Origin of the sequence: Corynebacterium striatum ATCC 6940 (assembly GCF_000159135.1) — a bacterium.
GTDB classification, from domain to species: domain Bacteria; phylum Actinomycetota; class Actinomycetes; order Mycobacteriales; family Mycobacteriaceae; genus Corynebacterium; species Corynebacterium striatum.
This window is the reverse complement of sequence record NZ_GG667526.1, coordinates 1-23,023: the sequence shown is the minus strand read 5'-3', so window position 1 is coordinate 23,023 and position 23,023 is coordinate 1. Positions and strand designations below refer to the sequence as shown.

Sequence of the window (23,023 nt, the reverse complement as noted above, 5' to 3'; positions counted from 1 at the left end):
CAATGACCATCGCCGTCCCAGGCCCCAACCCAGCCGACGTCGCCGAGCGCCGCCGCACCCTGCGCAAGTACCAGTGGGGCGTCACCGGCCTGCTCATCCTCGCCGCAGTCATCTTCTTCGCGTGCTCCTGGTGGCAGCACCACAACCCCGACGCCCCGACGTGGGTGGGCTATGTGCGCGCGGGCGCCGAGGCTGGCATGGTCGGCGGCCTCGCGGACTGGTTCGCGGTTACCGCCATCTTCCGCCACCCCATGGGCATCCCGATCCCGCACACCGCGCTGATCCCCAGGAAGAAGGACCAGGTAGGCGAGGCACTGAGCACCTTCGTAGAGGAACAGTTCCTCACCCCGGATGCGCTCTCGGCGAAGATCTCGGAGAACAACATCCCCGAGAAGGCCGGCGCCTGGCTGGCCCAGCCGCGCAACGCGGAGCTCGCCGCGCACAAGGCCGCAGACGTGGCCTCCCGCGCCGTCAACAGCTTTGACCCCGCCGAGGCCGAGGAACTCATCCGCACCCAGATCCTCGACCGATTGATGGAGCCCGAATGGGGTCCGCCGGTCGGGCGTTTGCTCGAGGGCTACATCGCCGATGGCAAAGCAGAGCCGCTTGTCGACGACCTCATCGACTGGGCCCATGGCAAAGTACTGACCATGGAGGATGCCGTCATCGAGCTCGTCGATGAAAAGATGCCCGCCTGGCTGCCTCGTTTTGCCCGCGGCATGGCAGGCGACAAGGTCTATGTGGCCATCGTCGAGTGGGCCTCCGAGGTCAAGTACGACAAGAACCACGATGTGCGCCAAGCTATCCGCCGCAACCTCGCTCTGTTCGCGCAGAAGCTCCAAGACGATCCCGAGATGGTCGCTCGTGTCGAAGGCATCAAGCAAGAGATGATGAGCTCCGAGCAGATCCAAGCCATGCCGGGGGCGGCGTGGGAGGCCTTTAGGAGCGGCGTCGCCAAGCAGGCTGCGGATCCCGAGTCCTTCTTGCGCACGAAGATCGCCACCGAAGCCCAGCGTTTCGGCACGCGCGTGCAAACGGACCCGAAGTTTTTGCAGCAGGCCAATGACATCGTGGACAAGGCCGCGCGCTGGGCCGCCGAGAACTTCGCCGGCGACATCATCAGCATCATCCCGGAGACCATCAAGCGCTGGGACGCCACGGAAGCCTCCGAAAACATTGAGCTTTTGGTAGGAAAAGACCTGCAATTCATCCGCCTCAATGGCACGGTTGTGGGAACACTGGCAGGATTGGTTATCTATACCGTCAACCATCTAGTTTTTGGAGCCTAAGGGCCTTAGAAGGAGAACTCCATGGATAACTCATTTCTCGACTCACTGAAAACCGCCGGTGCCTCCAGCGCTGAGGTGGCAAAGAACTTTGGCAACCGGTTCAAGGAGGAGCGCCAGCAGCAGGCGCAGCAGGCGAAGGCCGAGCGCGTCGCCCGCGCAGCCGACGAGCCAAGCTCCGCAGAGGGGGAGAAGCCCTTCATCGATAAGTTGACCGAAACCGTCCGCGAGCTGGGCGAGACCGTCGTTAGCGCCGCAGCTGAGACCTTCGAATCCGAGTCCTTCGCGCGCGCCCGTCAGGACGTCACCGCCGCCTTTGAAGAAGGCCGCGAGGGCGTGGCCGAGGCTATCTCCAATGCGAAGGAAAAGCGCGCCACCCCAAAGAAGGCCGCCGAGACTGCGCCGCAGGCTCCGCTGGATGAAAACATCGTCGAAGGTGAGGTCGTCGACGACGACAATTCCAACCCCTTCGGTTCCGCCAGCTAGACTGTTCTAACGTATGAACACTGCATATTATATTCTCGCAAACATGGAGCACTGGATCTTCATGGCCGTTTCAATCTTCGCGATCGTGGGCGCCGTCGTGGCCGCCACGACCCGCGAAGACGCATTCCGTGCCGGAGACCGCCAGGGCAAGTGGACGTGGGTGGGCCTGCTGGTGGGCTCCGCAGTGGCGATGAACCTGCACTTGCCGTTCATCGAGTGGATCGGCGCCGTGGTCACCGGCGTGTACTGGTTTGATGTCCGCCCCCAGCTCAAGGCCATCATCAACGGCGACTACAGCTATTAAAAATGCGCAACCTGCTTGAAGCAACAATCGCAGATGTACGCGAAGCGGCGCAGAATGACAGCGCCCTCCTCGTCTCGCCCACGCACGTGCTCGCCGCTGCACAGGCGCCGCACGTAGCCACCGTGGCGGGCTATCCCACCGGCCGCCACCACAGCCTCATCAAGGCCTCCGAGGCGCGCCTTGCGGTGCAATCCGGTGCGGCGGAGGTTTGGGTTGCAGTTGATGCATTGCTTGGCGACGCCACCGCCCTCCTCACCGATCTCATCACCGTGCGCGAGGCCTGCCCTCAGCCAGTCGCATTGGGGCTCATCGTCCCATCTAGCGAGCATGCGGCCGCCGCGGCACGCGCGGCAGCCCAGGCGGGCTTTGACAAGCTCATCTATGCCACGCAGGAACACCTCGCTGAAGCCGAAACCCAGATAGCACGAGAGCCGGCAGGTGTACTGCCGGCTCTCGTGTGGCCTACCGCTTAGGCCGGCTCTCGTGTGGCCTACCGCTTAGGCCGGCTCTCGTGTGGCCTACCGCTTAGGCCGCGGATTCGCTATCCCTGCGCGGGGGCGCTCTGGCCGCCCGCGGTCACAGCGCCCAGCTTGCTCATCGGAACGTCCTTGCCCACGATGGTCATTTCCAGCTCGCCGTCTGCCACGTCAACTGCTTCGAGGCTAAGCCCCTCACCAATGAACTGGTCCTTCATGCCCTCCTGCAAGGCAGAGGAGATGGCCCCGGTAGCCTCCTGCGGCAACTCAAAGCCGAGGAGGGAAGCGTTCTTTGCCTTGATGGACAGGCCGCCGTCGCGTGCGACAGGCTCCAGCGCCAGGTTAGCCAAGCCATTAGCGAACTCGACGTTGAGGACGTTATCAGCGTCGTTAGCCGTGATGTCAGAGACCGCTAGGTTCGCTATCTGATCGCTACCTGACTTCTCCGCGATGGCCTTCTGGAAGGTGGCCAGCAGGAAATCGTCCGGAACCTTGGTCGAAGCACGCAACGAGCCGGCTACCGGGTCATCAGAGAGCGTCATGTCCTCGATGTGGATATCGGTGGCCGGCTGGCCCTTGATCTCGGTGCCCTCGATCTTCAGCGTGGACGGCGTGGTCATGTTCATCTCAGAGAGCTTGCCGCCCAGCATGCCAATCACCAGCGGGGTAGCGCCGAAGCTGACGTCCGGCTCCTCCTGAGTCTCAACGCCTTCGTCCTTGGCTGCCTGCACGAATTGGTCTTTCATCTGGTTTCCTATGAACCAGCGCATGCCGAATTCCGCCACCAACACGAGAATGAGGAATGTGACGAGCACCCCGATGAGAATTTTCCATGCTAGTGAAGTCTTCTTTTTAGCCATGCCTACTAGTGTTACTCATGTGGCGGCAGATGGCCAATGCGGGTGGGGCCTTCACAGCTTCGGCGCAACGACTTCCCAGTCAACGCTCAAAACATTGTCGCGAAGTCGGCGCCGGATCGGGTGGAGGGGAAGCCCGGCGTCGATAAGCGATTGGTGCGCCATGCGCCATCGCACGCGTGGTCCATGCGGCGCCCAGCCCGCCGAGTACTCCCAGGCGCGGTCAGCCTCCTTGAGAAGGTCGTGGATGGGCTCGCCTGGCACATTGCGGTGGATGAGCGCCTTGGGCAGGCGTTCGGCCAAGTCCGAAGGCTTCTCCACAGCAAACGGGTCCCACGAGAGCGTTAGAGACTGCGGCCCGTCCGCGTTTAACAGAATCCAGGTAGAAAGCCGACCCAGCTCATCGCAGGTGCCCTCGATGAAGAATCCGCCGGGGGCTAGCCGCGACGTCACCTCGTGCCAGGCCTCGGGAACCTGGGTGACGTCGTACTGGCGCAACACGTTGAACGCGCGAACGAGCTGCGGACGATAGCCCGCCAGCTCGAATCCACCCAGCTCGAACGTCACGCCGTCGCGCGGCGGCAGCACGCGCTCCGGCGCAATCTCTAGGCCGGTCACCCGCACGTGCGGATTCACCCGGCGCAGCCAGCCCGCCCACTCCACGGTGGTGAAATGGGACGCGCCATAGCCGACGTCGAGAGCCAGCGGCTCCTCCACGGACCGCAGCAAAGTCGTGATGGCGGGGTGCGCCGCGACCCACCTGTCGCAGCGACGAAGCCTGTTTTGATTGGTGGTGCCGCGGGTAATAACGCCGAAAGGCCGACCCGCACTCGCGCTTGCGCGCAGGTTATGTGCGTGATCGGCCATTTCTGTTAAAAGTAGCGTTTAGAGGTTGTCAGCGATCCACTGCTCGGTCAGCTTGCCCTCGTTATTGAAGAGCTCACCTAGGGCATCGGCAACCTTCGGCTCGATGGCAGCGCCCATCATCGGGATCTTCACGGAGATTTCGTTGACGTAGGACAGGGTGGTGGTATCACCCTCGCCGGTCAGGGCGATGTCGCCGCCGAAGTCAACAGGGGTGCCCTTGACGTCAGCGGTGTACTTGACGTCGGCAGCGTTGCCGTTGAGGTCACCGATGGTGACGACGCGCTTGACCTTGAGGTCCTGGGAAACCATGGCGCGGACAGCTTCAGGCAGCAAGGTGGTTGGCAGCACCTCGAAGAGGATGGCTACGTTGTTGGTGAAGTCGTGAACCTGGCCCGGATCCGGAGAAAGGTTAGCAACAATGTGCTCCCAGTAACCCTGCGTGAGCAACGCCTGGTGTACCTTTTCGATGGGCTGATTGATCGTTACGGTGTTTTCGCTACGGGTTGACATGCTTTACAGACTACCTTGGTAGACGTGCTTGACGAATTTATGACCCAGAAGCTGCAAGAGATCACGGGCGTGACGGTGGAACATGAGACCACTTTCAAGGACCTGACCACCCTGCGCATTGGCGGCTCGCCGCGGGCCACGGTGCACTGCGAGACCGCGGAGGCTGCAGTGGCGGCGCTGCGCGTGCTCGAGGAAGTCCCGTACCTCGTTGTCGGGGGCGGCTCAAACCTCGTGGTCGCAGAGGGCGAGCTTGAGCAGGTTGTGGTGCGCCTCGACTTCGACGATATCGACGTCTCCGTGGCCAGCGGTTTGGTCCGCGCGGATGCAGGCGCTACTTGGGACGACGTCGTTTCGATGACCGTGGAATGCGGCCTGGGCGGCATCGAGTGCCTGTCCGGCATTCCGGGCGACGCCGGTGCCGTTCCGGTCCAGAACGTGGGCGCGTATGGCGCCGAGATCTCCGACGTCCTCACGCAGGTCTACCTCTACGATCGCGCGACCGGCGAGGCCTCCTGGGTGCTCGCCGCGGCGCTGGAGCTGGCGTATCGCTACTCCAACCTGAAGTTCACCGGCCGCGGCGTGGTGCTGGCCATCGAGCTGCAGCTGACCACCGATGGCCTGTCCAAGCCGTTGCGCTTTGGCCAGCTCACGCAGACCCCAGGCGAGCGCCGGCCCGTGGCTGAGGTCCGCGAGCAGGTCCTTTCGCTGCGTCGGTCCAAGGGCATGGTGCTTGACGACGCCGACCACGACACCTGGTCCGCCGGCTCCTTCTTCACTAACCCCATCGTGGAATCTGCGGTTGCCGATAGAATCCAGGAAATCGTGCGCACTGAACGCGGCGCCGAGGACGCAGACCGCATGCCGCGCCACGCAGTCCACGCAGGCTCGGACGGCGAGGAAATAAAGCTCTCGGCCGCCTGGCTCATCGAGCGCGCCGGGTTCGCAAAGGGCTATCCAGGTGCTGGTCCGGCTACCTTGTCCACGAAGCATACCCTCGCGCTGACCAACCGCGGGACCGCGACGGCTGCCGATGTGGTGGCGTTGGCGCGCGAGATTCGCGCGGGCGTCGCCAAGCGCTTCGGCGTGGAGCTCGTGCCGGAGCCGGTCTGGATTGGGGTATCCGTCTAGAACGTACCGCTGTGTGTAAATAGGCCTCCCAATTGCGCGAATTGACGGGCCTATTTACATTGAGAGGTATCCGCATGCTTGGGGGAGCACGCACACTTGGGGGAAGTAGAGGATGCTGCAACCAATTCGGGGGAAACACTCGCGCACTATCGATCGCCTCGTGGCGAAGGGCAAAGCCGTGCGCATCACGCCGGGCCTGACGTTGCCGCGCCAACCCACCCCGCGCGAACTCGCGGGGATTCTGAACGAGCGCTATCCCGGCACCGTTCTGGATGGAGGCTCGGCCATGGCCGCTTATGCCGAGCGCAAGCTGGAGTTTCCGCTGCAGCTCATGGCGGCACGTCACGCTCGTACCTGTGAGTATTTCACCACGCGGCGCGCCACACCCAAGGGCCCATATATGGTCAACGGCCTAAACGCATGCAATCCGCTGCAAGCGCTGGAGATTGTGGAAGAAGACAAAGCCATCGAGTTCTTGGAGCGTTTCTGCAACGGCAAGGATGGCCACCAAAGGTTGGCCTTTTTTAGGGAGGATTTCCAGCGCTTTCCCGCGCGCACGCGGCGGATTATGCAGCGTAGCGTCATCGGCAGTGATAGCAAATACGAGCGCCGCCTTATCCAAGCCCTTGCCGATGCCTGCCTCACCGTGACCAACAACCAACGCATCGGCCCTTATTACTGGGACATCGTGCTGGCAAAGGAGAAGGTCGCGATCGAGATCGACGGCTACGAGTATCACAAGGGTGAGCGCATCCAGCGTTTTGAGCTGGACCGCCAGAAGCTCAACGACGCGGTGCAGCGCGGGTGGAAGCCCCTGCATTTCACGGCAGGCATGATTGAGCATCATCTGCAGGTGGCCGTCGACCAGGTCATCGCCGTGGCCCGCGGTGGAGGGGAGCTGCTACCACCGGCGTGGAAGTGGCATTACTATTTCCGCTACGAGAACGCGCCGTGGTGAACGCTGTGCCCGCGGCACCGTACTTCTGTGTGTATTTAGCGCAGGAAATAGTGCCGGTTTAAGGGGGCTATTTACACAGGGAGGTACACGCACACGAGGGAAGCAGCTACGGTGGTGTCCATGATCGCGCTTGGCTGTACCTCAATGACTCCGCACTCCTATCCCGATTCCCCGCGTCGCGCCGAGATGGTCGATGTCCTGCGTGGCGCAGTGGAGGCAGGCGTAGAGCTTTTCGACACCTCTGAAATCCAGGGGCCCTTCACGGGCGAAGAAATGCTTGGCGACGCCCTGGGCAACCGCGCCCGCGTCCTCACCAAGTTCGGATGGGAAATTGAGGGAGGAAAGCCCACCGGCGCTTTGAACTCGCGCCCGGAGGTTATTCGCGCGAGCGCCCATGGTTCGTTACGCCGGCTAAAACGGGAGCGCTTGGACGTGTATATGCAGCATCGCGTGGACCAAGACGTGCCCATTGAGGAAGTAGCGGGCACAGTGAAAGAACTTATCGATGCAGGTGACGTGGCCGCTTTCGGGCTGTGCGAGGCAAGCCCGGAGACCATTCGTCGCGCGCACAAGGTCTGCCCGGTGAAGTATCTGGAGTATGAATACTCCATCTTTAGCCGCGACGTAGAAGAAGAAATCATCCCGCTAGCCCGCGAGTTGGGCGCGGAGTTTATGGCCTATTCACCGCTGGCGAAGGGGCTTTTGGCAGGCCGCAGCGAGCCAGATGATGATTCTTCCTCGCCGCGTTTGCACTCTGCGAACTTCGCGGCCAACAAGCAGCTGGCGCAGGAAGTGGCGGCAGCAGTGCCCGGCCGCAACGACTCCGAGATAGCGCTGGGCTGGTTGCTGGCCAAGGACGTGGTGCCGATTGCCGGTTCGACGAACCTCGCACGGATCAAAGAAAACCTCGCAGTCACTGCGCTGAGCGCGCAGGAGTGCGAGGCCATTGACGAGGTACTAAGCCGAAAGCCCGTGCAGGGCGCGCGGTTGACGCAACTGCACGAAGGCTTCGTGGATAAGGGCCGTAGATAAGACCCGCGGATAAAGGTTAAGCCATAACCTCGAGCCACTCGTCCTTGTGCGCGAGGTACTCGCGGGCAGCAGCCTGTGCGCCCTCAAGACAGTGGCTGGCGCCCCAGCCGCACTGGCGTTCGTTGGCGGCCGGAACCTCGGTGGCGTTGAGGATATCGTTGAGACCGTGCTCGAGTGCGTTGAGCAGCTCGTCCTGCTCCATGTTGTACGTAATGGCGTAGAAGCCGGTCTGGCAGCCCATCGGTGCGAAGCCGATGAGCTTATCCGTGTAGTCGCGCATAAAGTTGGCCATCATGTGCTCAATGGAGTGCACCGTAGGCATCTCTAGGTGCTCCTCGTTGGGCTGGCAAAAACGCAGGTCATACTTGATGATCTCCACGTCGTCGCTGAGGCGCTCGCGCTTGGCCACGCGTACGTACGGGGCCTTGACTAGGCGGTGGTCGAGTTCAAAGGATTCCACGTTGCTCTTTGTCATGGGATCGAGTCTATCGTTCGACTTCCGCGAAGCCCGATTTAAAGTCCCAGTGCCGGGGCGATGGCCTGCGACCACGCCTTCGGCAGTTGATGCTCGAAGAACTCATAAGAGTGCGAGCCGTAGTTCTCGCGTGCGTAGGTGATGTCCACGCCGGCGGCGCGGGCCTTGGCCACGAACTGGTCGGTCATGGGGCGCGCAATGGTCTCGGCGAGCATCTCCTGGAAGTCATCAAGGTCGTACGGGTCCTTCGTCATAGGCGTGCCATTGCCGGTGGTCGCCCAGACCTTGATGCCGCGCAGGCGCTCCGGGTGAGCGGACGGATCGTTGTCGTCCCACGCCGGGTCATCCGGCCAGCCGAAGGCGTTGACGAGGTCTCCGCCCAGGCGCGCGGTCATGACCGTGTTAAACGCGCGGCCGATGACGGAGGACGGCGCCGGGTACGGCGAGAAACCCAGAGCGGCGGAGAATTTACCGTTCGACTTTGCCGCGATGTTGAGCGCCGCCGAGCCCGACATGGACAAGCCCGCGATGGCGGAGCGTCCGTCGCCGTGGAACTCATGCTCCATGACGTAGGGAAGCTCCTGCGAGTAGTACGTCACCCACTTGTTCATGCCGAATTCCTTGTCCGTGCGGCGCCAGTCCGCGAACTGGGAGCCCCGGCCACCGACGGCGGAGACAACGTTGACCGGCTTGTCCGCGAAGAAGTCCTCATAGTTGGTCTGGGTGTACCAAGTGGAGCCGAACTCGCCGCCCTCGGAGCCCTGCATGAGGTAGACCGTCGGGCGCGGTCCGTCAACAGAAGGCTTCAAGTAGTAATTCGTGATGACGCGGTCCATCGACGGCGAGTAGATGTCGATTTGGTAGACGTTCTTTTCGATGTGTCGGGTCTCGACCAAGCGCGCGCCCGAGCCATCCGTGGTCGGGACATTTGTACCGTCCACCTTGGGCAGCACCGTTGAGGAGCCTTGCGGGAATTGCGAAGGCTCAAATCCCGGGGCGAGTCCAGACAGGACTTCCGAAGGCGCGAAGTTCGAGGACTGCGCGAGCGCCGGGGCGGCGGTCGACGCAGCAAGGAGCACAGTAGCGCAGGCTGCAGCCGCGCGGGAGAAAGTAAGAGGCATGGCAACGAATGTAGCCGGTGGCGGGGTTCTTTCCTAATGGCAGCACAGCAACAGTACCAAAGTTAACTTTAAATTCCATCCAGAATTGGAAGAAAACTAAAGTTAACTTTAAATTGTTGTCGCCATTGGTGAAAATCTGAACTAAACTTTAAGTCATGACTCGCGCACATGAACTTCGCACCCGCAAGGACTACCTGCAGACATTGGTGGATTGGGACGCGGATCCGGCTACTAACGGTATGGTGAGAGTAATAAGTGGTGTGCGACGTTCGGGAAAGTCGTCTCTACTGGAGCTTTATAAGCAACACGTTGGTTCTGAAAAGGTCGTTTCTGTCAACTTTGAGGATTTTTCCACTCTGGGGCTTCGTGAAGCCCAGCGGTTTCACGAGGAAATGACGGCACGAATTGCAGCAACGGGGGCGACGCATCTTCATGTGGATGAGGTTCAGGAGCTCGACGATTGGTCACAGGTTATTAACTCGCTGCGGCTTCACGAGAATCTCACCATCACGGTGACGGGTTCGAATGCTTCCATGTTCGTGGGCGAGGGACTTACATACCTAGCTGGGCGTTATATACAGCTGGAGATGTTTCCTCTTTCGCTTCATGAGTACTCCTCTTTCGCTCCGGAAGCTCCTTCTCAGCCTTCGGCTCGTTACGCGGAATGGATGCGCGGTACGTTGCCAGCCGCGGCGCAAGTAGGATCTCCGAAAATCCGACGGGAGATCAACAACGCCATTTTCGACTCTATTTTCGCGCGCGACATTGCACTGCGAGGTGCAATTAAAGATCCTGACATCTTCATGAGGGTCGCGAGATTCGTATTCGATAATGTGGGCTCGCAGCTGTCGGCACACAAGATTGCCAATTACCTGACATCTGCGGGCGCAAAAACGACGCAACCAACGGTGGAGCGGTACCTCGGTCTTTTGGTCGATGCGCACATGCTCTATCGCTGTGACCGCTTTGATGTCCGTGGGAAAGCACATCTCAAAGGCGGTGCCAAGTATTATTTTGTCGACCCAGGACTGCGTGACGTGTTACTTGGAGCGAACTCGTCGAATGCCGGGCACGATCTGGAAAATATGGTCTATCTCGAGCTGCTTCGGCGGGGGTTCTCGGTTGCAGTTGGAAATGCGCCGCAGGGAGAAGTCGACTTCGTGGTGACGCGGGATAAGGAACGCTATTATGTGCAGGTCGCGCTCACGGCCTTGGATGATAAGACGCTGCATCGGGAGCTGTCTTCCTTCCGTGGCCTGCCCGCTGGCAGCCATTGCATTCTCCTCACATTCGATGCAATGCCTCTGAACACTGGAGAGGTAGTACATCTCCATGCCGCTGATTTCCTCGACGGCGCCCCGTTGCGTTAGGCCAGCAGGTCCCTAATCGCCGCTGCATCGAGCGCTGCCCCGCCGGTCGCGGAACCGGTGGGCTCGAGGAAGGCGCTGGACAGCGCGCGCTTGGTGTCCTGGAGGGCGACGACCTTGTCCTCGATGGTGTTCGCGGAGACCAGCCGATAGACCGTGACGGGCTGCGTCTGGCCAATGCGGTGGGCGCGGTCGATGGCCTGGGCCTCCGCTGCCGGATTCCACCATGGGTCAGCGACGATGACGTAGTCCGCCTGCGTGAGGTTGAGGCCCACGCCGCCGGCCTTCAAGCTAATGAGGAAGACCTGCGTGTTACCTTCCGTGAACGCGCGGATCGCGGCGTCGCGGTCGCGCGTGCCGCCGTCGAGGTAGGAGAAGGAAACTCCCTCGGCCTCGAGGCGGGCACGAATCTCCGCGAGGTAGCTCGTGAACTGACTGAAGATGAGTACGCGGTGTTCCTCGGCTAGGATGTCGCGCAGGAGCCCCGTCATCGCGTCGAGCTTGGAGCTGGGTGCACCGGACTCGGGTTCCACGAGCGTCGGCGAAATCGCGAGCTGGCGCAGACGGGTGAGCGCGGCGAGCACCTCGACGCGGTTGGACTCGGGATCCTCGGTGAGCAGGCGAAGCACGCGCTGGCGCTCGCGGGCGAGGTGCACGTCGTACAGGTTGCGATGCGCGGGCGCGAGCTCCACCGGCACGACCTGCTCTTGGATGGGCGGCAGGTCGAGCGCGACGTCAGCTTTGCGCCGACGCAGCAGGAACGGCTCGACGCGGCGGCGCAGCTCCGCCATGCGCGTCTTGGACAGCTCTGTGTCGTTGCCTGCGATGGGCTTTTCGAAACGTTCACGGAACTGCTGGAAGCTCCCCAACAAACCGGGCGCGGCGAGGGAGAATTGGCTCCATGCGTCTTTGAGCGAGTTCTCAATCGGTGTACCCGTCACCGCGTAGAGCACCGGCGCCTGCAGGTCGCGCACCGCTGCGTAGATCTTGGATGTCGGGTTCTTCACGTTCTGTGCCTCGTCGAGAACCACGCCCGCCACGCCCAATGCCTGGTACTCGGATGCCTCGAGACGCAGAAGCGTATACGAGGTGACGAGCACATCCGCAGACTCCGCCAGAGATGCCAGAGAATCCTGGCGTCGTTTCACCGTCGCTTCCACCACCGTCACCCGCAGTGACGGCGCGAATTTCGCGGCCTCGGCCTTCCAGTTGGAAACTACGGACGTCGGCGCCACGACCAACCAGGGACCGGCGCCAGAATCGAGGATCATCGACAAAATCTGGATGGTCTTGCCCAAGCCCATGTCGTCAGCCAACACGCCGCCGAATCCACGCCGCCGCAGGCTTGCCAGCCAGCGGAAACCGTCTTCCTGGTATGGGCGCAGCGTCGCGTCCAACGCAGCCGGCACGTCGAACGAGGGCAGCTCCGTGTGCGCTGCTGCCACGACCTTGTCGAGCCACGCGCGCTCATCGACCTGGAGCGCGTCGAGCTCGCCCAGCTGCTCCCACCAGTCCACGCGCGTCTTCGGCACGCGGACGGCGTTGCGGCGGGCGTCGGAAAGCCCCTGCGCGTCCTCGAGGAGCTGCGCGAACTTATCGAACTGCGGGGAGTCGAGGTGTGCGTAGTGCCCGTTCACGATGAGGATGCGCGCCTGCGAACGCAGCGCTCGGATGACCTCCGCGAGCGGCACGCCCTGCCCGTCGACACGGACTTCCATCGACAAGTCGAGCCAGTCCTTGTCCTGGCCCTTGAGTCCCGCGTGGAGATCGATGGACTCGGCCGTCTCCAGCCCGAGGAGCTCCCGCGCGCCGGGCGACAACCGTGCATCGACATCCGCGGCTTCCAGCTGCGGCAGCGTCTCATGCAGGAATTCCATGAGTTCTGCGCCGATTATCTCGCGGTCCGTGAGGTTGAAGCCTTCCAGGCCCGCCAGCAGCTCGCTTTCCGATTCCCCGTTGCGCGTCGGGTCCGCTTCCGTCCCCAGCGCGTACGTGCGCCCGTTGGAGTAGGCGAAGCGGAACTCGACGGCCCCGCGCAACAGGTGGGCCGTGGCCGTGACAAACGCCCGCACCACGGGCGGTGCCGGTGGCGTGGGCACAAACGACTCGTCCGGACTGCTCCACCCGGTTGCACGCAGTCGCGGCAGGAACTTCTCTTCGAATTCGGCGCGGCCCTCCGGCGGCACCGTGATGGGGCGGCGGGCTTCCCGTAGGCGCTGCCATTCCGCTGGTGCGCGGTGCCGGAAGCGTCCCAGGTTCAGGTACCCGTCATCATCGAACCATGCCGCACCGCGCGCCTCATATCCCAGAATGAGTGGGGGATGGTCGCCGGACTCTACGATCGCGGCGTCCATGCGCAGCCCCTCATCATTCTCGGTGACGTACACGGTTGGGGTGAGCGGCTCTTCATGGAGGATGACGAGCCCTCCGTCTGCCGTGGTGAGCTCGATGCCGTACTCCTGGGCTTCGTCGAGAAGCGCAAAGAACTTGGGACTGCGGAGACTCCGCAATGACTGAGGCTGGCTATGAATGTCGTAAGAACCAGCCTCGGAAAGAATTTCAATGAGTCGGTCGCGGTCTCGTTCTGCGACGGGATGACCGGTGCCGTTCTGCAGCTTAGCCAGCGTCATGTCAGAGCTCACCCACCCGCGTCCGTTTTTACGCGGTCGGCCGCCGGTGACGCTGAGGTTGCGCAACACCGCATGATCCCCCACAACGTTAAAGTCGGTCTCGAAGACCACCGCGACTGGCGTGGCGGCCGAGGACTCTGCGGATTCCACAGGCAGGTATTCCTCTAACAATTCCTGCCACGTCGGCTCGCGTCGTACAGGCCGGCGGCGCCGTTCCCACCCCAGTACTTCGCTGAGCACCTCCCGTGTTTCGCGGAAGCTGTCCGTGCGTTCCACAAGGTGGTCAACAAACTCGCCGAACGCGCCCAACGGCTCGCGCTTGCCTATCTCGCGATAGTCAAGGTGGTGCTTGAGCGCCAGCGCCACCGCATGCTTGCACCGCTCGCCATATGGGCACGCGCACCACGAGTTAAATGCCGTGACCACCCCGTCGGTGCCCAGCGTGTAGTCGACCGTGACGAAGTACTCGTCCCCACGCGACCCGGTGCAATAGCCCGACACCTTGGCGCCCTCGCCTCGGGCAGCCTCGACGGACTCGATGCGCGCGGCATTCTGCGTGGCCAGCGCAACCCCGCGCTGGACGACCCGCGGGTCTACGAAGTTATTGAGTGTCTCGGTCCTCACACCACACATGCTACGGGAGGGTGCCGACACGAGGTCGCTGACGGCGAAAGCGCTGCTAATTCATGGGGCGAGCGATGTGCCTATCTAACGCTAGAGAGAGCTGCGGGTTGCTCAAAATGCACCACCAGCCCGCGGCATAACTGCTCATCATGCCGGCCGTGCTCCAGCGGTCCCGCGAGCTGCTGGGTACCGAATTCATGCAGCGGATGAGCTGCTCCTCGGCGGGACTCGTGGGATGAATGACCCGATAGCCGGCATTGATATTGATAAACATGGACGCGCCCGCATAGGAGTCGATGACCTCGGTGAGGCTTGTCGAGGACAGTGCAGGCAGCGGTGTAACTTCTTGAGCGGACGCCGTAGTCGGGGCGAGCGCCGCGAGGGCAAGGAATGAGGCAGCGGCGGCCTGGGCGAGCCGTGCCGAGCAAGTGAGAGCAGACATTCTCTCATCATACTGGCGCCCCTGCTGCGGCGTTGTGGGATTCGAAAGAGGACCTTCATCTGCGCGTACGTTGCGTGTGCTGCGCCGAATCCGAGCATTCCGTATGCGCCGTCAGCGCTGCCGATGCCCCCTCGCGTGCCGCCGCCCGAATCGCGCCGGGCATCGTGCGTACTCTGATCATGAAGGGACTGGCCGAGGAGCTCGCAGAAAACGCTGGCAAGCCCGCCGAGTGGGGCTGGGAGCAGTTCACCAAGGACATCTCCTTGGGGCGCCTCTCCGAATCCGAGGACGTCGCCAAGATCATCGGATTCCTCGCTGGTCCTGACTCTGACTACATCACCGGCCAGACCATCATCGTCGACGGTGGCATGGTCTTCCACTAAACCGCAGGTCGACTATCCGTGAAATGATCGTTGGAAAACTTAGGTGCGCTGACATGACATGTGCTGTTCGCCAGAGCTTGGTGATGAGGGCGAAAGTAGGGCAGCCGCGTCCGGGGAGGATAGACCTAGCGAAGCGTATGAGACGAGAGGATTAGAGACCGCTCTAGCGCCATAGCCCTGCTCAAATAGTTCCACTGCTTGTTCACGCTGAGCCTGGCTCAACTTGCTGCTGGATGCATAGAAAACTCCCCACAATCTGGTTTCTGATTTTTCAGTCCGGATTATGGGGAGCAGTTCACTTTTGACACCTTTACGGTTAAAGCTGCGGAAAGTCCGCACCGCAGTAGGGGGCGCGGGATCTGGAAATTTCAGGCATATTTTGTTCGCCGAGGGTGTGCTGCGGCTCTGAATTCTTTAGAGCCATTCAGCGCTGGGGAAGCGACCGTCCGTGACAAAATATATGATCCCGATAACAACCCAAATTATCCAAGCGAACAGTAGTGGGGATAATCCGGCAAGAATAGAAAATGCAACAAGCAACCACGATTGGCTTTTGTATGCAAGGACTCCAGCTGCTACACCTATGGGTACGGTAATGATGTAATACGGCATGGTCCCTTCCGGAAAAATGGAAGGAAAAAGATACGGGAACGCAATCGCAGTTGTTGAGAGTAAAGCTGAGAGAAGTTTACTTAACTTTAGGCTCTTGTTGCTTTTGTGCCTGTTCATTTCTTTCTCCTTCCTGGACCGTTGGGGACCCACTATGCTAATGGATTGCACGGGGCGGAATTGAAATATGTAGCAATAGCAAGGGCCATCGCGTTTTCTCCGACTCCATTGAATTTGCCCCGGTTTTACGAATTCCTTGAACCAGCTCCCTGTCGCATGAGCAAGCGAAGTATCCTCGCGAACCATAGCATTTATCATGCTTTTGGCAGAGAGAGTCGAGAGTATTGATTGGGGGCACCCGGACCACTGTGCCCTGGGCCGCACCAGTTTCCATACCCAGGCATGTCGCGCGTTTCAAGGCTATATATCATGACCTCGTTATTGTCGGCTACGCGGTTGAGGTTTTCTCCTGCGACGAGTAAATAATGCGACGCATTTTCTTCTTTGGCTTTTTCGGTGTCGAAATGGCGTTGTCCGTCCGCCCGATATACGAGGTAGTGAGACAGTGTGGCCATCGCAGTATCAAAATCTGTTGACTCTGATACCTCGCTTGCAGGGATTGCTAAAGCTTGATTGCCAACTAAGTTTTTGTCTTGCGTGCTATCAGCTGGGGATGCGGCGGATACTGTTGGGGTGGTCTCCAAGGCAAAACTTCCGGTGGGGGTAGCGAATATTGTTGCGGCTACAACAAGAACGGGAAAGACTTTTTGGAATGTATTCTTCAACTTCATTTCCTTAATTCTCTTGTCAATCTGGTTTTGTCGAGGAAATTACTGAAGAATTCAAGAGATGGCAATACTTTTACCCAAATTTTCATGAACTTTTGTCTTGTAGTGTGCTGCTTTATCGTTCCAGCAGCCGTTCGATGAGCTGTACCGTGGCGCGATACCACTAAAAACCCAATCGAGAAATGCACCATCATAATCACTTTGTTTTGGGTCATTGCTGTGTCTAGCATCAAACTTATATGGGACCTTGCAAGTTGGAAGGGGGCGGCTTCGCCGTTAGTGAGCAGATGGGTCTTCAACAACCGTCTCTTATCCCCAATAATGTATGCCAGGTTTGTGCAGGCCGCTCATTTGTCAGCGGTCGTGACCCGCGGCGAGGCGCTGCTCGGCACGCTCGCGCCACGCCGTTGCAGCGTCAGCGCCGCGCTGCTTGGCGACGGCCTCCTCAAACACGCCCGGGTGGGCGTACACGATGAGGGCGCCGACGTGTCCGAAGCCGAGTGAGGTTAGCGCCGCGGCCTTGACCGGACGGCCAGCGGCCCCTAGGTCGAGCGGCGAACGCAGCCATACCGGGTTCTTCGCCTTCGGTGCGATGAGCGGATCAACGCAGTCCAGCGAGACGTTGGCGGGGATGCGGCCGGTGCGGAAGACGTCGATGATACCGCCGGTCTGGAAGAGCGCGGCACCCGCCTTGGAGGGACTCGCCTTGCACGTCGTCGATGCCGCCGGCGACCACGACGTCGGCTTTACCCAGCGCAATCTTGCTGCATAACCCAGATAAAGATCCAGCCCACTCTCGACTAGGTCGAGGCGGGCTGAACGATCAAATGAAGCTCATCACGGCGCACGATACTCCGCCAGACGGACGAACAAATAAGCAGGCAGCGAATGCTGTTGAATGGACGGTGTCAAGTTTTCGTGGCTGGGTGAATTCCCTTGCATCATCAATCGCGTGTAGAAATCGCGTACATCGTGTAGGCTCACACGCAGCACTAACAGCCCGAAAGAAGAACAAGAAAGCATAAAGGAGGCGAACCCGCGATGATGACCTATAACAATCAGCCGCTAGGACGCTTCTTTAAGCAACTCTTCTAACAGGCTGACTTGACCATTTTCCGGGAAAGCGGCCCTGCTTATCCCGGACGTTGGTGCCAGCCGCGCAACCCGCGCGCAAACCTATAAGTCAGCCGCCCAAGCAGGCCCTTTCTCACGAACTGCGCTATTAAAGCGCAGAGAAAGGCTCCCTTATGCGCCTGCACAACTTCGCCTCCATCGTTGAAGACAAGACGGTGGCGCAGGCACAACTCGTCGCTGACCTGCCCTTCGTCTACCCACACGTGGCGCTCATGCCTGATGCCCATTTTGGCAAGGGCTCCTCGGTCGGCACCGTCTTCGGTACGCTGCGTGCCGTCATCCCGGCGGCCGTCGGCGTGGATATCGGTTGCGGCATGATTGCCGTGCGGACCCACCTTACGCACGCGGATATCCAGGACTTCGCTCTCGAGGACCTGCGCACCGCGGTCGAAGACTCCATTCCACTCTCGCCCGGAAACTACAACGGTTGGATCATGGACCCGCGCACCGAGGCCCGCACGCGCGAGCTCGCGCAGCTGGCCCAGGACACCGGCGTGGACCTTAGTCATTCGAAGAACTGGCGCCAGCAGTTGGGCAGCCTGGGCGGCGGCAACCACTTCATCGAGCTGTGTCTCGACGAAGAAGACCGCGTCTGGCTGTTCCTGCACTCCGGCTCGCGCGGCGTGGGTAACAAGATTGCGCAGAAGCACATCAAGGCCGCGCAGCGCCACTGCGAGAAGCACTGGATCCAGCTTGCAGACAAGGACCTGGCCTACCTCGTCGAGGGCACGGAAGAGTTCGACTCCTACATTGCGGATCTCCACTGGGCACAGCACTTTGCGCTGCTCAATCGCGATGAGATGATGGACCGCTTCCTCGACTGCGTCGCCACCTGGTCCGGCGCGGATCGCGAGAACCTCGAGCTCGAGCGCATCAACTGCCACCACAACTACACCCAGCGCGAGAACCACTACGGTAAGAACGTGTGGCTCACGCGCAAGGGCGCCATCAAGGCGGATGAGGGCGACCGCGGTCTCATCCCCGGCTCGATGGGCACCGCCAGCTACGTCGTGGAAGGCAAGGGCTACGCGCCGGGCCTCAAGTCTGCGCCGCACGGCGCAGGTCGCGTCATGTCGCGCACCCAGGCCAAGGCCCGCTTCACCGAGGCGGACCTTGCCGCACGCATGGAAGGCATCGTCTATCGTCCCGGTGCCGAGTTCGTCGATGAGATTCCGGACGCCTACAAGGACATCGACCGCGTGATGGCCGATGCCACCCAGCTCGTTGAGGTCAAGCACACCCTGCGCCAGATTCTCAACGTTAAGGGCACCTAACCTGCGCCATGATGGGACCGTCACTTTGAGTGACGGTCCCTTTTGCGCTTTCCGATGCCCCCTCCTGCACCGTCGCACCAGCACGACGCTTTGCCTTATGTAAGGAAACGAAGCGCGTGACTACTAATGATTACTGCTTATTTATCGCGAAGGGCTGGAACCGCTCGGCCGGTCGGAGGTGAAAGCCGAGTATTAAACTGCGTCGAGGCGAGTTGGCGTTCAGCATCGTCGACCAACATGAAAACATCGTCAGCGAAGTAACCGAGAAGCCCGCCCACACCGATGACTTTCTTACGCAGAATGCCAGCGTCGGTGAGTGAATCGAGAGCATCTCGGGCCGTGCTTGTCGATGAAATCCCCAGCTCGGACTTCACGATGGGCACCGTGACCAAAGGCATCGCAGGTAGTTTCTTGAGCAGTTGGAACTCTGTCGAATTCGATTTCAATGCGCGCTTGCTTCCTTGCGCAGTGCGGTGGTGATTGACCTTGTCCATCCATTCTGCTTCTAGGGCGGCGACGCTATCCGCAAGTTCAGCTGCTTTGGTGGTGGCGACTTGTGCAGCCTCGACGAAGAAAGAGATCCATGCCAGCACGTCACCCTCGCGGAATTTCGTGAGTCCGTCGACGTAACGGTCACCGAGCGTTGCCAGAACCATACTGACGGGGAGAACCGCAGCATCGGTGAGCCCTCTGCGCTGCAAAAGCGCGTGAATCATGGCTCGCCCCACGCGTCCATTCCCATCCGGGAATGGGTGGATGGTCTCGAACTGTGCATGAACGAGTGCTGCTTGAACGAGCGCGGCGTGGTCTGCCCCGTTGAAGTATTCAATGAGATCGTCGAGGAGTCCTGGGACTTGTACAGGAGGCGGGGGGACAAAAGCCGCATCGATGGGGTGATAGTCAGACCCACCAATCCAGTTTTGAGTAGTACGTACTCCTTGCAAAGGCTTTTCTGCAACGAGCGCTGTCTGCATTGCAACAATGTCATCCAGGACCAGCTCGTCTTTGTAAGCCAAGTCTGCATTGATGGTGTCGAGGATGGCGACATTGCGGGCGACAGCTGTTGCGGATTCTTTGAATCCCCGAATTTCGGCATCTGATTCACGCGCGAGGATCGCCATGGCCACTTTGTCGGAGTTGGGAGCGATTCCTTCGATCCGGGAGGAGGCGACGGCCTCAGATCGGAGCAGGAGTCGCGCAACTCCTTCAAGGGAGTGGGTATTGTCTCTCATCCCGAGATTGTGAATCTCCCGCTCGATGCGAACGATACGTCGCGAGAGCTCGGACGGCAGTTTCAACGACATGCCTGCAAGGGAATCGGGAACGAAAGCGTGATACTTACCTCCCTGTTTGGCGCGTCGAGAAAGACCGCTGCCATCAGCGGGGATCCATTCCAATTCGACTGTCTTTGCCACAGTTGACTCCTCTCATGCGCTTGGGGCATTGGGGATAAGGTTTATCTTGGTAGATTGATATCCTAGTTTACCGGGATAGCCGTTATCCCGGTGGACTGCGAGCGCAATGCGCCAGATAACTCTTATCGTGAGTCACTGCTTTGTTAAAGACGCTTGATACGGTCCTATGCTTCGTATGGTTCTGGATGAGTGGAAAAGATTATCGGAACCAATCGCTCGATTTTGGGGTATTGGTACTAGCAATTCGGCACCAACGTCGCCGAGGATGATGATGCAGCGTCGCCCACAGAAAAGCTGGCTGATACGGAAAGAATCCGTCGGCGAGAGCGCGAAAGCCAGCGGCTTCGTGAAGAGTGCGATATTCTGCGCAAGGCCGCGAAGTATTTTGCTTAAAGAGACGACCTGGTGATCCGCTTCCAGTTCACTTGTGACCATATCCCCGACTACTCGGTCAAGCGGATGTGCACAGTCCTGGGCTTAAATCGGTCTTCGTATTACAAGTGGAAGAACTCGGCTCCGCGGCGCCGTGCGCGCCTTTTAGATGACGCTGTGGTGGCCGCGGAGATCCAGACCATTTTCGACGCTGAAAACGGCGTGTGGGGCGCTCGTCGCATCACCGCCGAACTCAACGACCCCACACGTCGCGACGGTGCTACAACCCCTGCCAAGCGGATCAATCGCAAAAAGGTGGCACGTTTGATGCGGGCCCAGAACCTGTTCGGATTTCAAAAGAAGCGCAGGGTCTAGACCACTGTGCGCGACAAAGGCCGGCGCGTGTTTGCAGACTTGGTCAACCGTGACTTCACAGCCTGCGCTGCAAATCGTGTGCTTGTTGGCGATATTACGTATCTGCCGATCGCAGACGGAACGAACATGTACTTGGCAACAATGATTGATTGTTTTTCCCGCAAACTTGTCGGCTTTGCTATCGCAGATCACGTGCGTTGCGAACTGGTAGAAGAAGCCCTCGAAAACGCTTCCCATCTGCGTGGAGGTCTTGATGGTGCGGTTTTCCACTCGGATCACGGAAGCGTGTATACCTCGTCGCAGTTCCAGGCAACATGCAAGCGCTTGGGCGTTACCCAGTCGATGGGCGCGGTGGGAACCAGCGCGGATAATTCGCTGGCTGAGTCGTTCAACGCGGCTCTGATACGGGAGGTCCTCAAAGATGCGAAGACATTCGCCAATCAACTGATCTGCCGCCGAGACGTCTTCCGGTGGTGCGTGCGCTACAACACGTGCCGTCGGCACACTTGGTGCGGGTATAAAACTCCCGATGAGTTCGAGTCCCAAGCCGCTTAAGGTCTGATAGGCTTACACCTACATTTTGTTCACCCCACGGTGTCTACTTTCCGGGGTCGGGCTCCTTGAAACCGTCGCTCACCAGCCGCCCAGAGTTCTCTTTCTGGAAGTCCTGAATTTTGATTAGGTCTGGGAGCATTACGGTGTTTCAATCATTCCAACTGGACGGGGAGATGAGGTATATGTCGTCGAAAGTTATTTGGCTTAATCGTTCTATGGGGTAATCCTTATTTTAAGAGCATTACAGTGCAGAGTGGAACTATCAGGATTGAACTTCGTCGAGTTGAGATAGCAATGGTATTCCGCGAACCGCTGAGGTTAGCGTCATCATGGTGGCAATGAGCGCGATTGTTGAAATGAGTCCGAGTGTTGTTGGAGCTCCCCAGTGCTCAAATCCAAAGCCAGCGAGAAATGCTCCGAATGGCATGAGAAATATTCCAGGAATGGTAGAAGCTGTGGTTACTGCGCCCATTCGGTAGTCAGGGGTAATGGCGGCAGTAAAAGCCCCAATTGCAGTATTAAAAGACGCTAGGGGTAGACCCGCGATAAATAAAGCAATGATGGTGGCGACCGTATTGCTATGTAGTGTGGTAAGCACAATAAGGCTTATTGTGAAGGTAAGTAAAGCTATAGTGCCAAGTTTTCCTAGTGGTACAACCTCTGCTAGCTTGCTGGCCAAAAAAGAACCTACGATGACACCGGATCCAAAAGATGCTGAAATCAAACCGATAATGAATGCAGATTCTCCTGTAGCGCGGTATGAAAAAATCAGTACCAAGATAAAAGCTGACATTGGAATGTTGGCAACGGCTGCCACGAGAGTGATTGCGCGCAGCCCTGTGTGGCTAAATACAAAACGGAACCCATCAGTCGAGGACTTTAGAACAGAAACATTTGTGTCGTGTTCTTCGGGTAGCTGATTTGCTGACGCTGAATTAGGCTTTCGAGGAACGAGAGCGCAGGCGATGGCATGGAATGCTCCCTGGACAAAAAGAGCTAAGTGGGGGTTTAAACCGTAAAGAAGTCCGGCGCTCGGTCCGCCGAAAACTTCCGCAGTGGATTCACGTCCATGCGCGATAGCATTTGCTGTACCTAGATCGCTTGTAGGGACCATCTGCTTGATGAGACTTTGTTCGCTTGGTGCGTCGAATGCAGAGAGCGCGGAAGCGAGAACGATGCATAAAACTATGGGGAGTAACGGAAGATCACTAAAGGAGAGCATGAGAGCAATGCTGATCCAAATGATCGTTTGAGCGAGAGTAACTCGTTTTAGCACTACTGAGGGATGAAACTTATCTGTTAATGCACCGGCAAACAGGCTCAAAAGAATAAGCGAACCTGTTCCAAAAGCTGATACTGATCCTGCCAGTGTGGCGTTTTTGCTTATGTCAAAAATCAATAGTGGAACTATTACTGAAGCCATTGCATAACCAGTTTGGTTGAACGCCATTGTTCCGACTAAGCGGCGATAGCTAGGAATACTCATTAAGGTGGCCATTTCTTAGTCCTTTCATGAAGGCTAATGTTGGCAAGACGGGGCCTGACCCCCGGACAG

21 protein-coding genes and 2 pseudogenes are annotated in these 23,023 nt (G+C 59.4%); 11 read left to right on the top strand and 12 right to left on the bottom strand.

What is annotated here, in order from left to right:
- Positions 1 to 2 precede the first annotated feature (2 nt).
- From HMPREF0308_RS09840 to HMPREF0308_RS09825, 4 genes are read left to right on the top strand one after another with little or no spacing between them, the layout of a single operon-like run.
- Positions 3 to 1,289, top strand: coding sequence for a DUF445 domain-containing protein (locus tag HMPREF0308_RS09840; RefSeq protein ID WP_005531173.1), 1,287 nt, complete (start codon positions 3 to 5; stop codon positions 1,287 to 1,289).
- Positions 1,290 to 1,310: 21 nt separating this feature from the next.
- Positions 1,311 to 1,772, top strand: a complete 462-nt coding sequence (locus HMPREF0308_RS09835) for a hypothetical protein (protein ID WP_005531172.1) — start codon at positions 1,311 to 1,313, stop codon at positions 1,770 to 1,772.
- 13 nt (positions 1,773 to 1,785) lie between these two features.
- Positions 1,786 to 2,076, top strand: coding sequence for a DUF2516 family protein (locus HMPREF0308_RS09830; RefSeq protein ID WP_005531171.1), 291 nt, complete (start codon positions 1,786 to 1,788; stop codon positions 2,074 to 2,076).
- Positions 2,077 to 2,078: 2 nt separating this feature from the next.
- Positions 2,079 to 2,549 carry a hypothetical protein gene (locus HMPREF0308_RS09825; protein ID WP_005531170.1) on the top strand — a complete coding sequence of 157 codons (471 nt, stop codon included), beginning with the start codon at positions 2,079 to 2,081 and terminating at the stop codon, positions 2,547 to 2,549.
- A 68-nt stretch (positions 2,550 to 2,617) separates the two neighbouring features.
- On the opposite strand, the gene HMPREF0308_RS09820 is transcribed toward HMPREF0308_RS09825, so the two are convergent.
- From HMPREF0308_RS09820 to HMPREF0308_RS09810, 3 genes are read right to left on the bottom strand one after another with little or no spacing between them, the layout of a single operon-like run.
- Positions 2,618 to 3,412 carry an LmeA family phospholipid-binding protein gene (locus HMPREF0308_RS09820; RefSeq protein ID WP_005531169.1) on the bottom strand — a complete coding sequence of 265 codons (795 nt, stop codon included), beginning with the start codon at positions 3,410 to 3,412 and terminating at the stop codon, positions 2,618 to 2,620.
- A 51-nt stretch (positions 3,413 to 3,463) separates the two neighbouring features.
- Positions 3,464 to 4,276: a class I SAM-dependent methyltransferase gene (locus tag HMPREF0308_RS09815; protein WP_005531168.1), complete on the bottom strand. Its 813-nt coding sequence runs from the start codon at positions 4,274 to 4,276 to the stop codon at positions 3,464 to 3,466.
- Between the two features lie 18 nt (positions 4,277 to 4,294).
- Positions 4,295 to 4,786, bottom strand: coding sequence for a DUF2505 domain-containing protein (locus HMPREF0308_RS09810; RefSeq protein WP_005531167.1), 492 nt, complete (start codon positions 4,784 to 4,786; stop codon positions 4,295 to 4,297).
- Between the two features lie 24 nt (positions 4,787 to 4,810).
- Here HMPREF0308_RS09810 and HMPREF0308_RS09805 point away from each other — a divergent pair, with 24 nt between their 5' ends.
- From HMPREF0308_RS09805 to HMPREF0308_RS09795, 3 genes are all read left to right on the top strand, one after another.
- Positions 4,811 to 5,914, top strand: coding sequence for a UDP-N-acetylmuramate dehydrogenase (locus HMPREF0308_RS09805; protein WP_034657442.1), 1,104 nt, complete (start codon positions 4,811 to 4,813; stop codon positions 5,912 to 5,914).
- Between the two features lie 112 nt (positions 5,915 to 6,026).
- Positions 6,027 to 6,872: a PDDEXK family nuclease gene (locus HMPREF0308_RS09800; RefSeq protein ID WP_005531165.1), complete on the top strand. Its 846-nt coding sequence runs from the start codon at positions 6,027 to 6,029 to the stop codon at positions 6,870 to 6,872.
- Positions 6,873 to 7,016: 144 nt separating this feature from the next.
- Complete coding sequence (locus HMPREF0308_RS09795) at positions 7,017 to 7,904, top strand: aldo/keto reductase (protein ID WP_115340926.1); 888 nt, start codon at positions 7,017 to 7,019, stop codon at positions 7,902 to 7,904.
- Positions 7,905 to 7,920: 16 nt separating this feature from the next.
- Here HMPREF0308_RS09795 and HMPREF0308_RS09790 read toward each other — a convergent pair whose 3' ends face one another.
- Positions 7,921 to 8,379 carry an S-ribosylhomocysteine lyase gene (locus HMPREF0308_RS09790; RefSeq protein WP_005531163.1) on the bottom strand — a complete coding sequence of 153 codons (459 nt, stop codon included), beginning with the start codon at positions 8,377 to 8,379 and terminating at the stop codon, positions 7,921 to 7,923.
- Positions 8,380 to 8,417: 38 nt separating this feature from the next.
- The gene (locus HMPREF0308_RS09785) at positions 8,418 to 9,500 is read right to left on the bottom strand and encodes an alpha/beta hydrolase (protein WP_005531162.1); all 1,083 of its coding nucleotides are present in this window, start codon (positions 9,498 to 9,500) and stop codon (positions 8,418 to 8,420) included.
- Positions 9,501 to 9,655: 155 nt separating this feature from the next.
- Here HMPREF0308_RS09785 and HMPREF0308_RS09780 point away from each other — a divergent pair, with 155 nt between their 5' ends.
- Positions 9,656 to 10,870, top strand: a complete 1,215-nt coding sequence (locus HMPREF0308_RS09780) for an ATP-binding protein (RefSeq protein ID WP_005531161.1) — start codon at positions 9,656 to 9,658, stop codon at positions 10,868 to 10,870.
- On the opposite strand, the gene HMPREF0308_RS09775 is transcribed toward HMPREF0308_RS09780, so the two are convergent.
- Together HMPREF0308_RS09775 and HMPREF0308_RS09770 are read right to left on the bottom strand one after the other, a co-directional pair.
- The gene (locus HMPREF0308_RS09775; RefSeq protein ID WP_050765436.1) at positions 10,867 to 14,121 is read right to left on the bottom strand and encodes a DEAD/DEAH box helicase; all 3,255 of its coding nucleotides are present in this window, start codon (positions 14,119 to 14,121) and stop codon (positions 10,867 to 10,869) included. The two genes, HMPREF0308_RS09780 and HMPREF0308_RS09775, sit on opposite strands and share 4 nt — an antisense overlap.
- 55 nt (positions 14,122 to 14,176) lie before the next feature.
- Positions 14,177 to 14,563: a hypothetical protein gene (locus HMPREF0308_RS09770; protein ID WP_005531151.1), complete on the bottom strand. Its 387-nt coding sequence runs from the start codon at positions 14,561 to 14,563 to the stop codon at positions 14,177 to 14,179.
- Positions 14,564 to 14,595: 32 nt separating this feature from the next.
- On the opposite strand from HMPREF0308_RS09770, the gene HMPREF0308_RS14230 reads away from it, so the two are divergent.
- Complete coding sequence (locus HMPREF0308_RS14230) at positions 14,596 to 14,946, top strand: SDR family oxidoreductase (RefSeq protein WP_236251915.1); 351 nt, start codon at positions 14,596 to 14,598, stop codon at positions 14,944 to 14,946.
- A 414-nt stretch (positions 14,947 to 15,360) separates the two neighbouring features.
- On the opposite strand, the gene HMPREF0308_RS09760 is transcribed toward HMPREF0308_RS14230, so the two are convergent.
- The 3 genes and pseudogenes from HMPREF0308_RS09760 to HMPREF0308_RS09745 form a co-directional block, all read right to left on the bottom strand.
- Complete coding sequence (locus tag HMPREF0308_RS09760) at positions 15,361 to 15,675, bottom strand: hypothetical protein (RefSeq protein WP_034657441.1); 315 nt, start codon at positions 15,673 to 15,675, stop codon at positions 15,361 to 15,363.
- 194 nt (positions 15,676 to 15,869) lie between these two features.
- Complete coding sequence (locus HMPREF0308_RS14045; RefSeq protein WP_005531148.1) at positions 15,870 to 16,346, bottom strand: hypothetical protein; 477 nt, start codon at positions 16,344 to 16,346, stop codon at positions 15,870 to 15,872.
- 363 nt (positions 16,347 to 16,709) lie between these two features.
- Positions 16,710 to 17,039 (bottom strand): annotated as a pseudogene (locus HMPREF0308_RS09745) (hypothetical protein); the annotation flags it as partial.
- A 551-nt stretch (positions 17,040 to 17,590) separates the two neighbouring features.
- Here HMPREF0308_RS09745 and HMPREF0308_RS09740 point away from each other — a divergent pair.
- Positions 17,591 to 18,751, top strand: a complete 1,161-nt coding sequence (locus tag HMPREF0308_RS09740) for an RtcB family protein (protein WP_005531143.1) — start codon at positions 17,591 to 17,593, stop codon at positions 18,749 to 18,751.
- Positions 18,752 to 18,888: 137 nt separating this feature from the next.
- Here the strand turns inward: HMPREF0308_RS09740 and HMPREF0308_RS13920 are convergent, their stop codons facing one another.
- A complete protein-coding gene (locus HMPREF0308_RS13920; protein WP_034657440.1) occupies positions 18,889 to 20,166 on the bottom strand; it encodes a Fic family protein in 1,278 nt (425 codons plus the stop codon).
- A 201-nt stretch (positions 20,167 to 20,367) separates the two neighbouring features.
- Here HMPREF0308_RS13920 and HMPREF0308_RS14225 point away from each other — a divergent pair.
- Positions 20,368 to 21,468: pseudogene (locus HMPREF0308_RS14225) on the top strand (IS3 family transposase); the annotation flags it as partial.
- Between the two features lie 262 nt (positions 21,469 to 21,730).
- Here HMPREF0308_RS14225 and HMPREF0308_RS09725 read toward each other — a convergent pair.
- Entirely contained in the window at positions 21,731 to 22,966 is a 1,236-nt protein-coding gene (locus tag HMPREF0308_RS09725) for an MFS transporter (RefSeq protein WP_034657439.1), read from the bottom strand.
- Positions 22,967 to 23,023: the final 57 nt, after the last annotated feature.

Bases quoted from the DNA above. Each gene is read 5' to 3' on its own strand.
- HMPREF0308_RS09840 (WP_005531173.1), top strand. From the start codon at position 3: ATGACCATCGCCGTCCCAGGCCCCAACCCAGCCGACGTCGCCGAGCGC.
- HMPREF0308_RS09835 (WP_005531172.1), top strand. From the start codon at position 1,311: ATGGATAACTCATTTCTCGACTCACTGAAAACCGCCGGTGCCTCCAGC.
- HMPREF0308_RS09830 (WP_005531171.1), top strand. From the start codon at position 1,786: ATGAACACTGCATATTATATTCTCGCAAACATGGAGCACTGGATCTTC.
- HMPREF0308_RS09825 (WP_005531170.1), top strand. From the start codon at position 2,079: ATGCGCAACCTGCTTGAAGCAACAATCGCAGATGTACGCGAAGCGGCG.
- HMPREF0308_RS09820 (WP_005531169.1), bottom strand. From the start codon at position 3,412: ATGGCTAAAAAGAAGACTTCACTAGCATGGAAAATTCTCATCGGGGTG.
- HMPREF0308_RS09815 (WP_005531168.1), bottom strand. From the start codon at position 4,276: ATGGCCGATCACGCACATAACCTGCGCGCAAGCGCGAGTGCGGGTCGG.
- HMPREF0308_RS09810 (WP_005531167.1), bottom strand. From the start codon at position 4,786: ATGTCAACCCGTAGCGAAAACACCGTAACGATCAATCAGCCCATCGAA.
- HMPREF0308_RS09800 (WP_005531165.1), top strand. From the start codon at position 6,027: ATGCTGCAACCAATTCGGGGGAAACACTCGCGCACTATCGATCGCCTC.
- HMPREF0308_RS09795 (WP_115340926.1), top strand. From the start codon at position 7,017: ATGACTCCGCACTCCTATCCCGATTCCCCGCGTCGCGCCGAGATGGTC.
- HMPREF0308_RS09790 (WP_005531163.1), bottom strand. From the start codon at position 8,379: ATGACAAAGAGCAACGTGGAATCCTTTGAACTCGACCACCGCCTAGTC.
- HMPREF0308_RS09785 (WP_005531162.1), bottom strand. From the start codon at position 9,500: ATGCCTCTTACTTTCTCCCGCGCGGCTGCAGCCTGCGCTACTGTGCTC.
- HMPREF0308_RS09780 (WP_005531161.1), top strand. From the start codon at position 9,656: ATGACTCGCGCACATGAACTTCGCACCCGCAAGGACTACCTGCAGACA.
- HMPREF0308_RS09770 (WP_005531151.1), bottom strand. From the start codon at position 14,563: ATGTCTGCTCTCACTTGCTCGGCACGGCTCGCCCAGGCCGCCGCTGCC.
- HMPREF0308_RS09760 (WP_034657441.1), bottom strand. From the start codon at position 15,675: ATGAACAGGCACAAAAGCAACAAGAGCCTAAAGTTAAGTAAACTTCTC.
- HMPREF0308_RS14045 (WP_005531148.1), bottom strand. From the start codon at position 16,346: ATGAAGTTGAAGAATACATTCCAAAAAGTCTTTCCCGTTCTTGTTGTA.
- HMPREF0308_RS09740 (WP_005531143.1), top strand. From the start codon at position 17,591: ATGCGCCTGCACAACTTCGCCTCCATCGTTGAAGACAAGACGGTGGCG.
- HMPREF0308_RS09725 (WP_034657439.1), bottom strand. From the start codon at position 22,966: ATGGCCACCTTAATGAGTATTCCTAGCTATCGCCGCTTAGTCGGAACA.